Source organism: Nocardia sp. CA-120079 (assembly GCF_050955745.1).
In the GTDB taxonomy this organism is placed as follows: Bacteria; Actinomycetota; Actinomycetes; order Mycobacteriales; family Mycobacteriaceae; genus Nocardia.
Genome location: NZ_CP192088.1, coordinates 6,176,491 through 6,191,022 on the forward strand (window position 1 = coordinate 6,176,491; position 14,532 = coordinate 6,191,022).

The window sequence follows — 14,532 nt, forward strand, 5'->3', positions numbered from 1 at the left end:
TCCTGATCTCACCGAGAGAGTACGTAGCTACCCAAATTAAGTCAATGAGGTGCCAGGTAGCACAACATTGACATGAATTGAACATGAGTGTTCAATTCGTGCTATCAAAGGAAGGACAACGAGATGAACAGCTCACCCCATGGGCATGGCGCGACCCCACCGCCCGAGAACACACCGGTTTTAGTGGTCGGTGCCGGGCCGGTCGGATTGACGCTGGCTCTGGAGCTGGACTATCACGGCGTGGAATGCGTTCTCGTGGAACGGAATTCCACGACGACGCGGCACCCGAAGATGGACATCACCAACTGCCGCAGCATGGAGCTGTACCGTCGGCTCGGCGTCGCCGACGATCTGCGCAAGGCAGCGATCCCCGCGGATACCCGCATCAAAGTGACCTGGGCCACCAACGCAGTCGGCTGGGAGTTGGCATCCTTCGAATACCCCAGTGTCGCTGAGGCTTACGAGCAGATCAACCAACGCAATGACGGGACCCTCCCACTGGAACCATCGATGCGAGTCTCGCAGGTGATCCTCGAACCCACCCTGCGGGATCTGATCGAGTCCCGAGCGCAGCACGCGACGGTGCACTACAGCTGGGCGCTGGACAGCTACACCGAGGACGCCGACGGCGTCACCGCAGTATTGATCTCCGGAGAAACGGGAGAGCGCCGTACCGTCCGCGCCCAATATCTCGTCGGATGCGACGGCGCAGGCAGTCTCACCCGGCAGCAGCTGGGAATCGGACTCGACGAGATCGACCTGCGCAAGATGCTCGTCACAGAGCTCGGCCTGCCGAAGATCGCGAAAGCGCTGGCCCAGGCGTTCCTGGCAAGGGGCGAACGCCCCGCCGACGGCCGCTTCTATCTGGTGCACTTCACCACCACCGACAAACCCGAAGTCCTCACCCGCTTCGGAACGGTGTGGCATCTGCAGTCGCCCGAGGGATGGACCGTCATCTCCCAGAACGACTCCGACACATGGACTTTGCACGCACCGCTCGGCATGGGCACCGACGCCGATCGCATCGACCCGCGCGAGTTCGTCTACGAGCGAGTCGGAGCGAAGTTCGACATGGAGGTTCTGGTCGCCAACGCCTGGACTCCCCGCCTGACGGTCGCCGACTCGTTCGGCCGCCGACGGGTCTGGTTGGCCGGAGACGCCGTGCACCAAGTAACCCCCACCGGCGGATACGGCATGAACACCGGAGTCGGCGACGCCGTCGGACTCGGATGGATGCTCGCCGCCCAACTCCAAGGATGGGGAGCCCCAGGACTACTCACGGCCTACGAGCAGGAACGGCGCTCCGTCGCCCTCCGCAACCGGGAAGCCGCGGCCCGACACAGCGTCGTACGCGCAGCGGTGATGACCACTTTCCGCCCCTCCATGTACAGCGAGCGCTGGCTTGGTGAACGTACCCGGCAACAGATCGGCCGCGAGATCGGCGATCTGGGAAACCTGGAGAACGAAGCCTGGGGCATCGAACTCGGGTACCGGTATGACTACTCCCCCGTCATATGCGGTGAGCCCGAACCCCGAGCGCCACAACAGCGGATGGATGTATACACACCGGGCACCTGGCCGGGTTCCAGGCCGCCGAGCGTTCGCCTCGACGACGGCCGAGCGATCTTCGACCTCTTCGGACGCGGGTTTACGCTTTTGCGATTCGCCGACCACGATGTCGACGGATTCATCGATGCCGCGACGCAGCGGGGTGTCCCCGTCGAGGTCGTCGACATCCGCGATGCCCGCGCCCATTCCCTGTACGAGCGCGACCTCGTGCTGATCCGGCCCGACCAGCACGTCGCATGGCGTGGAGACTCCACACCCGCCGCACCGCTGCCGATTATCGACCGCATACGGGGCGCCCGTAATTGAGCTCGCACACCCGGCCGTTGTGAATAGTCGAACGAGAAATCCAGCGAAATGAACAATAGGTCTCATTCAGCGACAACAACCATTGAGGCGCGTATCACAAAACGGTAACGATACCGCGAAGTGCATCGACATGGCGAATAGCCGCTGCAGCACCGAATCCATTGGGGCGTAGGGACTCGAGCGCTGCGAGGCTGTTCATTTCGTCGTCGAAAGGCACTGTACATGCAGCTCTTCCACCTCGGACCTCGTCATGGATCGATAGCCGGCCGATTCGCCCGCGGACTGCTCGCGGCTTTGTTCTCATTAGCCCTCGCCGTCGGCTCGACGAGTTTATCCGCCGCATCCGCTGATGCCGCTTTCAACGCAGATGGATTCGATTTCTGGGTGGATTCCAGCATGGGCCCCATCAAATCTCGTATCTTCCGGGCCGCCGACGGTAATACCGACAGAGTCGTCTATGCCCTCGACGGCATGCGTGCCAGGGAGGATCTCAACGGATGGGAGATCGAAACCGAGGTCGCCCGTGAGTTGACCAAATGGAATATCAACGTTGTGATGCCTGTGGGTGGGCAGTCCAGCTTCTACCTCGATTGGAACGCACAGTCGAGCTTCCTCGGAATCCAACCCGGCTCCGGATCGGCATCCGGTTCCTCCTCGGGATCCGGTGGCATGCAGGTCTTCTCGGGCGGCCCCGGTAAGTCCTATACGTACACCTGGGAGACATTTCTGACGCAGGAGTTACCCATTGCGCTGCGCGATCGACTCGGTTTCAAATCGGACCGCAACGGCGTGTTCGGCCTCTCGATGGGCGGCAGTGCGGCGCTCACCCTGGCCGCCTACCATCCGGATCAGTTCAGCTTCGCCGGTTCGTTCTCCGGCTACCTGAACATCTCCGGACCCGGTATGCGCGAAGCGATCCGGGTCGCCATGCTCGACGCGGGCGGTTACAACGTGGATTCCATGGCCGCACCATGGGACTCGAAATGGTTGCGCATGGACCCATTCCTGTTCGCGCCCAAGCTGATCGAGAACAACACACGGGTTTGGGTCTCGGCCGGCACCGGACGCCCAACAGCCTCCGACGGACCAAGCTTCAACACCCTGACCGGGATGGGCCTGGAAACGCTGGCCTGGGTGAACACCCGTGCCTTCCAGGCCAGAATGCTGACGCTCAACGCTACCAACGCCACCTACGACTTTCCGGAGTTCGGAATTCACAACTGGCTCAATTGGCAAGATCAGGTATTCCGCATGCTGCCAACGCTTTCGGATTCAATTGGGTGATGCTGTCACTGTGCGACACCGCGATTCGCCGACCGAGTCCGTCGCGCTAATTCTTGGCGTTCCAGCGGATCGCGGTGGTGAAGAACAGACCGAGGCTCAACGCCGAGGCCGGCGCGGTGAGCGCCGCGCCCTGGAAGCCTTGGTAGCAGGTGTACTGGGTGCTGTACAGCGCCCAGTACACCAGGAATAGCATCGGCGTGGCCGCGACACTCAAACTATGGATGCGCCAGTCGTAGGCTGCTACCTCCTGCCCGGAACGAGTCGCGCAGGTTCGTGCCCATACGAAGCCGACGAGGACTTCGATGTAGCAGACGATGAGTACCACCAGCATCGGATCGGTGGCACCGATCTCGGTCCGATAGAGCAGTGCGATCGCCACGACACACAGCCCAGAGACGGTCCACACCGCACAGTCGAGCCACGCGCCCGGCAGGCGCGGCGCCCATGCGGCGACCGCGCTGCGTGCGTCGGAATACCGGCACGCGACGATCGCACCGACGAGAATGAGGAACCCGCTCGCAATGCCGCCCAGCAAGTTCGTCAATTCCTGCGTGGTGTCGCGGCCGACGCCGAAAGCCAGCCAGAGCAGTCGCAGAGCCGGTGCGGTGAACAGGAGTGCGAAGCTGTAGGCCATCAAGGACTGATGTACCGCGATCTGGCGCATACCTGCGGCGAGCACCGCCACCACTGTCGAGACCAGCGTCGCTACGGCAAGAAACCAGAGCCACGCACCGCTTCGGGTTCGCGCGACAGGATCGCCACGTGTCCCAGCCCCGCCTCACCGGTCACCCATCCGGAGCTTTGCATGCGCAGCGGTTCGGGCGTGGTCACCGGGACCGTGAAGATCTCCTGCGCAATGTCTTTCGGCCCCGGGAAGCGCCATAGGCGTTCCACACCGCGCAGGGCCGCCTGCTCGCACTGCCTTCGACCACGGGTACGCCACGATCCGCGACGCGGGCAAGGATGCGGTCGAAAGTCTCGTGATCGTCGACCTGCCAGCCCAGCGCGGTCACATCCTCAGCCGGGCCACGCTGGATCAAGAAGCGGCAGGACCGGTCGTCCAGCCGGAAGCGCAACGTGTGCAGGTCCAGCGCATCGGTATGGAGCCCGATGGCATCCGCGCCGAACCGCTGCCACTCTGTGAGTCGATCCGATTGCACGACAACATATCCCAGATGTACGGCACCGAATACCGACCCATCGACGCGCGGTCGCGAGAGTCGGCTCACGACTTCGCGTCCAGAAAGGTGGCGGCGAGGGAGTTGAACAGGTCCGGCCGTTCCCATTGCACCCAGTGGCCGGTGTTGGCCGCCAGATACAAATCGCAGTTCGGCATTGCCTCGGCCAGCATGCGACCGCCCTCCGGCCGGTTGACCTTGTCCTCCGTACCCCAGACCACAAGTGTGGGATGCACGACTTTGCGCAATCGTTCGTCGCGGGTGAAGTCCATGCGCCAGAGCGTGCGCAGCGCGAACAGGCCCGACGGCCGACGCAACGGCGGGTTCCCTACCACGTCCGGGTGGATGCTGGCCCGGTACCGCTCCTCGATGAGTTCTTCGGGCACGGCGGCACCGTCGAACACGAGGAATTCGCGGACGAACCGGATGATCTTCTCGTGGCTGGGCCCACTGCCGGTGTAATAGTTCAGCAACTCTTGCAGCCCTGCGGTCGGCAACGCACGTGTGGTACCCACACCGCCGGGCCCCATCAGGATCATCCGGTCGACTTTCTCCGGCCGATCCATCGCCAGCCGCAGCGCGGCCGCGCCACCGTAGGAGTTGCCCACCAGATGCGCCGAAGCGATGCCGAGTTCATCCAAGAGTCCACCGACTGCCTGGCCGAGATCACCGAAGGGATCGGACGGGTTCACACGCTTGGATGAGCGGCCGTAGCCCGGCAGGTCCGGCACGATCACCCGGAACCGCTGCGCCAGCATCTCGATATTGCGTGAGAAGTTGGACAACCCGGTCGCACCCGGCCCGCCGCCGTGCAGCAGGAGCACCGCCGACCCGGATCCGGCCTCGCTGAAGAAGATCTCGCGATCGCCGACCCGGACCATCCGACCGGCCCCGACACCTGTATCAATTCTCGTCACTACTACCTCCACAACCATTATTGATGAAATCATCAATTACAGGGAGGGCGGACGTCAAGTAGGACTGACGAAAATGTCAGAACCGATCGATGCAGCACATCACCAATTATTGACCGTATTCATCATATATGATGAAATCATCATTAGACCGGCCGGGTGCACCATCACTCCGTCGGTCGCGCGCCGTCGACGTCGCATCGAAATCACTGTCGAGCGCTGGAGCGCACGAAGGGGGAAACAAACCATGGGGCATCCGAAACGACGTAGGCACCTCCGGATCGACGAGTCGTTCTGGGCATGGCTCGACTCACCCGACACGCCAATGCATGTCGCAGCACTCGCCGTTTTCGAATCCGACAACGAGCCCACCTCTGCGGTCGTGAAACGAGTCATGGCGGGCTTCAGAGCACGAACCGATGTGCACCCTCGCTTCCGGACGGTGATCCGGATGCGACGATTTCCCAGGCGCGCCCGACGCGAATTGGTCGACCACCTCGACCTCGACCTACACATGCGCCACCACGTGCTACCGGACACCGATGATGAACACGCACTGGCACAACTCATTTCGCACCTACAGTCGAAGCGGCTGGACGCCGGACGGCCGATGTGGGAGCTGCACGTCATCGAAGTCCTGCACGGCAACCGATTCGCCCTCTACGTCAAGGCTCATCACTCCTTGGTCAACGGCGTCGACGCTGTCCGGATGCTCGGCCGCTCCCTCACACCTGCCGCCGACGCGATCACACCGACCCCGCTGTGGACGATCGACGGTCCGAGGCCGCGGCTCACCACCGCAACAGGTAGCGGCAGGGCACGAGCCTCGATCACCGAACATGTGAGCCTGCTGTTCGCCGCCTCGAAAGCCGTTGCGCGACTGTGCCGCCCGCGGCGCGGTGACTCGCCGTTGACCAGTCCCTTCGCGGCCCGGAGATCCCGCATCAATGTCGATACCGGTCCGCAACGCCGGGTCCGCACGGTCTCCATGGACCTGAACAAGCTCAAAAGACTCGCGCAAGCCAGCGAGACCAGCGTCAACGACGTTGCGCTCGCCGCCTGCTCCACCGCACTGCGCCGGTATCTGCTCGATATCGGCGAACTCCCCGCCAAACCGCTGATCGCAGGCTGCCCCGTCTCCATCGCGGCGCCCGAGGGATCGGCGGCGGACAGCTCGATCGGCATCATGTTCGCCGATCTGGCCACGAACCGAGCCGATGCCGTCGCCCGGCTAAGGACCATTGCACGATCCACGAGAGCGGCGAAAGACCATCAGGCCGCTCTACCGCATCGAGCCCTGCTTCCCTACTCGATCCTCGCGATGGGCTCACACACTCTCCGACAGATCGCACCAGGCGCCGTCGAACACATGCCGCCCGCCTTCAATCTGATCATCTCGAATGTGCCCGGACCACCCCAGCCCCTCTACCTCGCCGGAGCCAGGATGGTCGAACTCCACCCGCTGTCACTGCTGTTCAAGGGTGAGGCACTCAACATCACCGCCCTGTCCTACAACGATCGGATGAACTTCGGGCTCACCGCCTGTGCATCCGCGCTGCCACAAGTCGACCTCATCGCCCGCTACCTCGAAGACGCCGTCGCCGAACTCGAAACCCACTACGCCTCAACGTTTCCCGATCTGTCCAGACCCGCATGAGGCGAACCGCCACCGAGGCCGACCAGACCGGCGGTCAACCATCGACGCAGATGTCGTGTGACATACCGCACGCGACCGAACGGCCGAGCAAGTAATTGACGAAATCGTCACAATGTGAGCCTTTTGGCCGTCGCAGCTGCCAGCATGGGCTTTGCGCTGGGACAACAACCCCATCATGGGTCCAAGACAGGCGTCCCCGCGGAACCGAACCGATGGAGTGAGCACGATGCGTTTGAGAAAGGCCATTGCCGCAGCGTCCGCTGCGACGCTGTCAGGGTTGTCCTGCATCGCACTGGGAAGCGGGATCGCTGACGCGGACCCCGGCTGCCCGGGGCTGTACGTGGTGGCTATTCCCGGAACATGGGAGACAGGGAAGGCGAAATCCCCGACCGCGAACGGGCGGGGCATGCTGGCCGGGGTGACCGACGGCCTGCCCAGGTCCACCCGGGTCGACTACGTCGACTACCCCGCCACCGCATTCCCGTGGGAGGGCGAGATTTACAGCGCGTCGAAGAAGCAGGCTGTCCAGAACGCACGCGGGATGGTCGGCGCGATGGCCCAGCAGTGCAACGCCACCCAGATCACACTCGTCGGTTACAGCCAAGGCGCGGACGCCGCCGGCGACCTCGCCGCAGAGATCGGTACGGGACACAGCGTGGTGTCGCCGGATCGGATCGCCGGTGTCGGCTTGCTTTCGGACCCCAGCCGCTCACCCAGCGATACCCAGATCGGCCAGCCGGTCGGTGGTGCAGGTGCTGCGGGCGCGCGGGCTGGCGGCTTCGGCACGGTTGCCGACCGAGTCCGCACGATCTGCGCACAAGGCGACCTCTATTGCTCCACCGACGATCGCGACTATCTCATGCGGCTGGCCGGATACCTCGCTCGCCAGGATATGAACCCGAGCGCCCCTTGGCGTTACGCGCTCCAAGCCACCTCGATCCTCATCGAGCTACGGGCACACGGCGGCATCGCCGCCCTGCAATCACAACTCGAGTCCGAGTCGACCCGAGCCGAAGCCCAACAGCTCGCGAAGTTCTACGCATCCGGAACGCACCAGTCCTACGGCACCTACCAGGTCGGCGACGGACAGACCGCGACGGGTTGGATGCACAACTGGATCTCAGCCCTGGGCGATTGAACAATCAGTATCTCATCGGCAGCACTGTCACAGATCAACTCGTCCAGGACCGGAACACGCCGAGTCGCCCACCCGCGCAACACAGTTGATCGATTCAGTGCGGGTCGACGACGCATGCCCGATGAGGGAAGCAAGAAAGGTTTACCGCCGTGAAGGTCACCGAGATCGCGGGGCGGCTCTCGCCGCCGCCGCACCGACCATCACCGACGTTGCAGCGGCTCCATCCGAGCCGCATCAAGGCCCAAATCTTGCCCGTCAGCGGCCCATCCAATATTATGACGATATCATCATTTACGATGAATGTGTCAGTCGCCGGAGCCTCGGCGGATTGGTTGGAAAGGTGGACGGCCGGTGGGCCACTACAAGAGCAATGTGCGCGACCTTGATTTCAACCTCTTCGAGGTACTGGGGTTGGACGCGATCCTGGAGTCCGGAGAGTTCGGCGATCTCGATGGGGAGACCGCGCGGTCGATGCTGACCGAGGCCGCCCGGCTGGCCGAAGGGCCAGTGGCGGCGGCCTATGCCGACGCCGACCGCAATCCCCCGGTCTTCGACCCGGCCACGCATTCCGTGCAGCTGCCCGAGTCGCTCAAACGATCGGTGCGCGCCTGGTACGACGCCGACTGGTGGCGCGTGGGCAAACCGGACTCGATCGGCGGTGTCCCAGCCCCACAAATGCTGACCTGGGCGATCACCGAATTCCTGCTGGGCGCCCAACCGGCAGTTTGGATGTATCTCAGCGGACCAAGCATGGCAGCCCACGTCCACCGCTCCGGCACCGAGCTCCAGCGGCATTGGGCTACCCTTGCCGTGCAACGTAATTGGGGTGCCAGCATGGTGCTGACCGAACCGGATGCCGGCTCCGACGTCGGAGCAGCGCGGACACGAGCGATCCCCCAACCCGACGGAACCTGGCACATCGAAGGCGTGAAACGGTTCATCACGTCCGCCGACTCCGACGATCTGTTCGAAAACATCGTGCACCAAGTCCTCGCCCGACCGGTGGGCGCCGGTCCGGGAACCAAGGGCCTGAGTTTGTTCCTGGTGCCGAAGTATCACTTCGACCCGGAGACCGGTGCCCCTGGCGAACGGAACGGGGTATTTGTCACCAACCTCGAACACAAGATGGGCCTGAAGGCCTCTGCCACATGCGAACTGACCTTCGGCGATCACGGCACGCCGGCAGTCGGGTACCTGCTCGGCGAAGCGCACGAGGGCATCGCGCAAATGTTCCATGTCATCGAAGAGGCGCGAATGCTGGTGGGCACCAAGGCGATTGCCACATTGTCCAGCGGCTACCTCAATGCCCTAGACTACGCCAAGACGCGAGTCCAAGGCGCGGACCTCACTCGGATGGCCGACAAGACCGCACCGAAGGTCACCATCACACACCACCCCGACGTTCGCCGCTCGTTGATGCTGCAGAAGGCATACGCCGAGGGCCTGCGCGCGGTCTACCTCTACACTGCCGCGCATCAGGATGCCGTTGCCGCCCAGCATGTTTCCGGTAGCGATGCCGAACTCGCCCACCGTGTAAACGACCTACTGCTGCCGGTCGTCAAGGGTGTCGGTTCCGAGCGCGCCTACCAGTACCTGACCGAATCGCTGCAGACCTTCGGTGGCTCCGGCTTCCTCCAGGACTACCCGATCGAGCAGTACATCCGCGACGCCAAGATCGACTCGCTCTACGAGGGCACCACCGCCATCCAGGCGCAGGACTTCTTCTTCCGCAAGATCGCCAAAGACCGCGGTGTCGCGTTGGCCCACCTCGCCGGGAAGATCCGCGAAACAGTCGAATCCGACGTCGATTCCGGAAGACTCAAGGACGAGAAGCTCCTGCTCGGCACCGCCCTCGACGACTTGCAGGACATGGTGTCCAACCTCACCCAGCACCTGCTCGCTGCCCAGGCAGAGCCCACCGAGCTGTACAAGATCGGCCTGGTATCGGTGCGCTTCCTCCTCGCATTCGGTGATCTACTGATCGCATGGCGGCTTCTCATCGGCGCTGAAACCGCCCTCACCGCAATGGATTCCAGCCCCAGCGACCAGGACCGAGCCTTCTACCAGGGCAAGATTACGGCCGCATCCTATTTTGCGAGGACAATCCTGCCGAGACTCGGCACCGACCGGACCCTGATCTCCGATATCGACACCACCATCATGGAGCTCGACGAAGCGGCGTTCTAGCGCGACACCGCGCGCCAGCCGATTCGACCGAAGCACTGCATAGCCTATAGGTGCACCGAATTCGAGGCTTCGTCCGAGAGTTCGCGATCATCGGTAAGGCGTCGACTCCGGTCAATGCCTTACCGATGGTCAGCATGTGCACCTCGGAAGTCCCTTGGTATGTCGTAACAGACTCGAGGCTGTTGTCGTGCCGGCGGACGAGGTAATCGAGCGAACGCCGAGAGCCACTTCGGGATTTGCAGCCAAACAGCCGCGATCCTGCCGCTCCGGCGGCGGGCGATGGACCCGAAAGTGGCCGCCCACTACGACGGCGATCTGAGCCTGGCAAACATCGACTTACTCGAGCGAGCCCAGATTCTGGCTACTAACTGAGCCCGGACCTTCTCCGCAGAACGCGACGACGCCCCATCGTCAGCACTCCAGCGATTGGTGCCGCTTCCGTCGTGCGAGCCGTTGTCCGCGAGAGTGCCACCTGTCGTGGACAACGGCTCCCCACACCACGATTCCAGACGCCGGAGGCTACTGGCCCTTGAAGGAAGGCACGCGCTTCTGCAACACGGCCGTGATAGCCGCCGCCAGATCCTGCGAGGGGAGGAACGCGGCATTCCAGGCGGACACATAACGCAAGCCCTCGGCCACGGCTGGCGCAGTCCGGGTCTCGAGCACATCCTTGATGCCCTTCACCACCAGCGGCGGGTTGGCCGCGATCTCGCGGGCGAGCGCATGCGCGGCGGCCAGCACAGCCTCTTTGCCGTCGAAGACCTCGTTCACCAGACCGATCTTCTCGGCACGGGCCGCATCGATGTCTTTGGCGGTAAAGGCCAGCTCCCGCAAGTGGCCCTCACCGATGATGCCGGGCAGACGCTGCAGCGAACCCACATCAGCAACAATGGCGACCTTGGCCTCCCGCAGGGAGAACTTCGCGTCAGCACTGGCCAGGCGGATGTCGGCGGCCGCGATCAGATCCAGGCCGCCCCCGATGCACCAGCCGGACACCGCCGCGATCACCGGCTTCGTGCACTCGGCCACCGCAGTCACCGCAGCCTGCATCCGGCGCACCTCGCCGAGGAACTCAGTGCGTGGTGCGGCCTTGACGTTCTCGCCCAACACCGGATCGAGCAGGCCTCCCATCGCGGTAAGGTCCAGACCGAAGCAGAAGTGCTTGCCCGCGCCGGTAAGCACCACTGCGCGCACCTGCGGGTCCGCGTCCAGCTCACGGAAGAGCTCCGGCAGTTCGCGCCAGAAATCCGGCCCCATCGCACCGAACTATAGGCCGACGCCAGCGTCATCGATCGTAGGTTCCACACACCGCACAGAGCTCGGTCTGTCCCTTTCGGGCAGTAATCTGTGCCCCACCGCCCGTTCCTGGTACCAATCGCCGAACTCGTCCCGGCCGACCCGAGTAACCCTTATGTGTTGGCGGGCCGATGTGATGGAAGGTGAGCGCGAGAGCCGCTCGGCGGGCTCATTGTGCCGCCCCCGGTGACCCGGATGGCGCCGTCTTGGTCGGCGGTGGCGCGATAGGCGCAAACCGCTTGGCCGCCACCGAGTTCGGCGCCGGTGGCCAGATCGTAGGTGCGGCCGTGCAGGGGGCAGATCACGACTCGGTCGTCGGTGAGGCCGTCGGCGAGGGGACCGCCCTGGTGTGGGCAGGTGGCGTCGAGGGCACGCAGTGTGCCGTCGCGCAGCCGGTATACCGCGATCTGCGCGCCGTCGACGACGTACGCGCGGCCCTCGCCGACCGGGATGTCGTCGAGCCTGCCGACAATATGGCCGGTCATCGGATCGGCACCCGAGGCAGCACGGTCAGCGGCAGCGCGCTGCGGAATTGTCCAGGGGTGCTGGGTTGTTCGGCATCCTGCCAGGGGTCGCGGTAGGCATCGACCGCCTGCCGCATCGCGGCATCCAGTCGCTCGGCGTCGCCGTCGCGGTCCTCGACCACGACGGCGCGAATGTCGTCGATGCCGATGCGGGGCACCCAGGCGTAGGTGCGTTCGAGCCAGTTGGCGTTTTCCCGGTAGTACTGCAGGAATCGTCCGGTCAGGCGGATCACCTCCGCCGGGCTGTCGACGGTTGCCAGCAGGTCGCCCTTGCGGATGTGCGCGCCCGCCGCGCCGCCCACATAGATCTCCCAGCGCCCGCCCTCGACAGCGACAACGCCGAGATCCTTGCAGAGCGCCTCGGCGCAGTTGCGGGGGCAACCGGTGACGGCGAGTTTCATTTTGGCCGGCCCGGCGATGCCCTGGAATCGCTGTTCGATCGCGATGCCGAGGGCGGTGGAGTCGCCGACGCCGTATCGGCAGAAGTCCGATCCCACACAGGTTTTGACGGTACGGAAGCTCTTGCCGTAGGCGAAGCCGGACGGCATCTCCAGATCCGCCCACACCGCGGGCAGATCCTCCTTGCGCACGCCGAGCAGGTCGATCCGCTGGCCGCCGGTCAGTTTGATCAGCGGTATAACGTATTTGTCGGCGACATCGGCGATCCTGCGCAACTGCTTGGCATCGGTGACCCCACCCTTCATCTGCGGCACCACCGAGAAGGTGCCGTCGCGTTGGATATTGGCGTGCACCCGGTCATTGACGAACCGCGCGTCGCGCTCGTCTACGAACTCGCGCGGCCACATCATCTGCAGCAGCGCGGCCAGCCCCATCTTCGAGTTGGCGTCCTCGCGCCCGTCCGGCGCTAGGGCCGCGAATACCGATGACACCGAATGCAATCGGAGTTCCCGGATCAACCGCATCAGCTCCGGCTTTTCGTGCGGGATGCCCGGCACATACCAGCGTGCCGACGGGTCCTCCTCGGCCACACCGCCCGCCGCCCATTCCACGATCTGCGCCACCAAGGTTTTGCAGGACCCGCACCCCTTACCCGCCCGCGTCGCGGCCATGACACCCGCGACCGTCTTCTGCCCTCCATTGACGGACGCGACCAGTGCGGATTTGCTGACGCCATTGCAGTTGCACACCTGGGTGTCCCCGGCCAGCTCCGCGACACCGACCGCCACGTCCGGGGTGCCGATATCGAACATGAGCGAAATGCGTTCCTCCGGTAGCGGCAAACCCCGATCGAACGCCTGCATCAGGAAGGCGACCTTGCGCACGTCACCGACCAGGGTTGCGCCGACCAGTTTGCCATCACGGACCACGATCGTCTTGTAGACGCCGTGTTTGGGTTCGGCGAACTGGACGAATTCATCGTCCGGATGTTCGGGCGCCTTGATTCCCATGGCGGCGACATCCACCCCCGCGACCTTGAGTTTCGTCGCCATCCGGGAACCGTGATAGGCCGCCTGGCGGTCGGTTCCGGTCAGCTGGTCAGCCAATACCTTGGCCTGCTCCCAGAGCGGGGCCACCAGCCCGTACACCTGGCCGCGATGCTGGGCGCATTCGCCGACGACATAGATATTGTCGTCATCGACCGAGCGCATGTGATCGTCCACGACAATGGCCCGCTCCACGGTGAGACCCGCGCGTTGGGCGAGGCCGACATTGGGCCGGATGCCCGCGGAGACGACGAGCATGTCGCAGTCGACCACGGTGCCGTCGGCGAACTCGATCCCGGTGACCGAACCCTCGCGGCTCAGCACCCGGGTCGTGCGCTGTCCAGTGTGCACGGTGATGCCGAGGTTCTCGATCGATCTGCGCACGATCGCACCGGCCGCCGCATCGAGTTGTGCGTTCATCAATGTCGTCGCGGAATGGACAACTTCGACACTAAGGCCACGATTCTGCAAACCGCGGGCGGCCTCGAGGCCGAGCAGTCCGCCACCAATGACCACGGCCTTCGACCTACCCGCCGCGTAGTCGATCATCGCGGTGCAATCGTCGAGGCTGCGGAATCCGAAGACACCGGCGGTGAGCGTCCGGTCGTCGGCCCACATGCCATCCATCGGCGGGAAGAACGAGCGGCTGCCGGTGGCCAGGATCAGTTGGTCGTAGTGCATCGATGTGCCGTCGTCAGCCTGCACGACGCGAGCGAACCGGTCGATGCGCACCACCCGTCCGCCGGCCCGCAGGTCGATATCGTTGTCGGTGTACCAGTCGAGCGGGTTAAGGAAGATCTCCGCGGTGTCATCCGAACCGGCGAGCACATTGGACAGCAGGATGCGGTTGTAATTGCCATAGGGTTCGTCGCCGAAAACGGTGATCTGGAACATATCCCGTCCGCCGCGGGACAGGATCTCCTCGATGGCGCGGACGCCGGCCATCCCGTTGCCGACGACAACCAGGCGTGGTTTCCCGGTCGTCGGCCTGCCATTGCCGATATCGGGCGAGATCATGATGCTTGTCATGTCAC

At 64.0% G+C, this 14,532-nt stretch carries 10 protein-coding genes and 2 pseudogenes; 5 read left to right on the forward strand and 7 right to left on the reverse strand.

Going from position 1 to position 14,532, the window contains the following annotated elements; genetic code table 11:
- The first annotated feature begins 123 nt into the window (after positions 1-123).
- Positions 124-1,875 (forward strand): FAD-dependent monooxygenase, encoded by a 1,752-nt coding sequence (locus ACQPYR_RS28575; RefSeq protein WP_433622035.1) that lies wholly within the window; start codon positions 124-126, stop codon positions 1,873-1,875.
- Between the two features lie 222 nt (positions 1,876-2,097).
- A complete protein-coding gene (locus ACQPYR_RS28580) occupies positions 2,098-3,159 on the forward strand; it encodes an alpha/beta hydrolase (RefSeq protein WP_433622036.1) in 1,062 nt (353 codons plus the stop codon).
- Between the two features lie 46 nt (positions 3,160-3,205).
- Here ACQPYR_RS28580 and ACQPYR_RS28585 read toward each other — a convergent pair whose 3' ends face one another.
- The 3 genes from ACQPYR_RS28585 to ACQPYR_RS28595 all read right to left on the reverse strand — a co-directional run bounded on the left by ACQPYR_RS28585 (position 3,206) and on the right by ACQPYR_RS28595 (position 5,245).
- Positions 3,206-3,838, reverse strand: a complete 633-nt coding sequence (locus tag ACQPYR_RS28585; RefSeq protein WP_433622037.1) for a hypothetical protein — start codon at positions 3,836-3,838, stop codon at positions 3,206-3,208.
- 148 nt (positions 3,839-3,986) lie between these two features.
- Positions 3,987-4,388, reverse strand: coding sequence for a hypothetical protein (locus ACQPYR_RS28590; protein ID WP_433622038.1), 402 nt, complete (start codon positions 4,386-4,388; stop codon positions 3,987-3,989).
- A complete protein-coding gene (locus ACQPYR_RS28595) occupies positions 4,385-5,245 on the reverse strand; it encodes an alpha/beta fold hydrolase (RefSeq protein WP_433635262.1) in 861 nt (286 codons plus the stop codon). Before ACQPYR_RS28595 ends, ACQPYR_RS28590 begins: the two co-directional genes overlap by 4 nt.
- Before the next feature lie 82 nt (positions 5,246-5,327).
- On the opposite strand from ACQPYR_RS28595, the gene ACQPYR_RS28600 reads away from it, so the two are divergent.
- The 3 genes from ACQPYR_RS28600 to ACQPYR_RS28610 all read left to right on the forward strand — a co-directional run bounded on the left by ACQPYR_RS28600 (position 5,328) and on the right by ACQPYR_RS28610 (position 10,233).
- Positions 5,328-6,908 (forward strand): wax ester/triacylglycerol synthase family O-acyltransferase, encoded by a 1,581-nt coding sequence (locus tag ACQPYR_RS28600; protein ID WP_433622039.1) that lies wholly within the window; start codon positions 5,328-5,330, stop codon positions 6,906-6,908.
- A 226-nt stretch (positions 6,909-7,134) separates the two neighbouring features.
- On the forward strand, positions 7,135-8,046 hold the full coding sequence (locus tag ACQPYR_RS28605; protein ID WP_433622040.1) for a cutinase family protein: 912 nt from the start codon (positions 7,135-7,137) through the stop codon (positions 8,044-8,046).
- Positions 8,047-8,397: 351 nt separating this feature from the next.
- Positions 8,398-10,233, forward strand: a complete 1,836-nt coding sequence (locus tag ACQPYR_RS28610) for an acyl-CoA dehydrogenase (protein ID WP_433622041.1) — start codon at positions 8,398-8,400, stop codon at positions 10,231-10,233.
- A gap of 97 nt (positions 10,234-10,330) precedes the next feature.
- On the opposite strand, the pseudogene ACQPYR_RS28615 reads toward ACQPYR_RS28610, so the two are convergent.
- The 4 genes and pseudogenes from ACQPYR_RS28615 to nirB all read right to left on the reverse strand — a co-directional run.
- Positions 10,331-10,447: pseudogene (locus ACQPYR_RS28615) on the reverse strand (acyl-CoA dehydrogenase); the annotation flags it as partial.
- A 305-nt stretch (positions 10,448-10,752) separates the two neighbouring features.
- Positions 10,753-11,493 (reverse strand): annotated as a pseudogene (locus ACQPYR_RS28620) (crotonase/enoyl-CoA hydratase family protein); the annotation flags it as partial.
- 149 nt (positions 11,494-11,642) lie between these two features.
- Positions 11,643-12,014, reverse strand: coding sequence for a Rieske (2Fe-2S) protein (locus ACQPYR_RS28625; protein WP_433622042.1), 372 nt, complete (start codon positions 12,012-12,014; stop codon positions 11,643-11,645).
- On the reverse strand, positions 12,011-14,515 hold the full coding sequence (gene nirB / locus ACQPYR_RS28630; protein ID WP_433635263.1) for a nitrite reductase large subunit NirB: 2,505 nt from the start codon (positions 14,513-14,515) through the stop codon (positions 12,011-12,013). The genes ACQPYR_RS28625 and nirB overlap by 4 nt, the downstream gene beginning before the upstream one ends.
- Positions 14,516-14,532: the final 17 nt, after the last annotated feature.

Excerpts from the sequence above, each read along its gene's own strand:
- ACQPYR_RS28580 (WP_433622036.1), top strand. The coding sequence starts at position 2,098 with ATGCAGCTCTTCCACCTCGGACCTCGTCATGGATCGATAGCCGGCCGA.
- ACQPYR_RS28575 (WP_433622035.1), top strand. The coding sequence starts at position 124 with ATGAACAGCTCACCCCATGGGCATGGCGCGACCCCACCGCCCGAGAAC.
- ACQPYR_RS28625 (WP_433622042.1), bottom strand. The coding sequence starts at position 12,014 with ATGACCGGCCATATTGTCGGCAGGCTCGACGACATCCCGGTCGGCGAG.
- ACQPYR_RS28600 (WP_433622039.1), top strand. The coding sequence starts at position 5,328 with ATGTCAGAACCGATCGATGCAGCACATCACCAATTATTGACCGTATTC.
- nirB (WP_433635263.1), bottom strand. The coding sequence starts at position 14,515 with ATGATCTCGCCCGATATCGGCAATGGCAGGCCGACGACCGGGAAACCA.
- ACQPYR_RS28605 (WP_433622040.1), top strand. The coding sequence starts at position 7,135 with ATGCGTTTGAGAAAGGCCATTGCCGCAGCGTCCGCTGCGACGCTGTCA.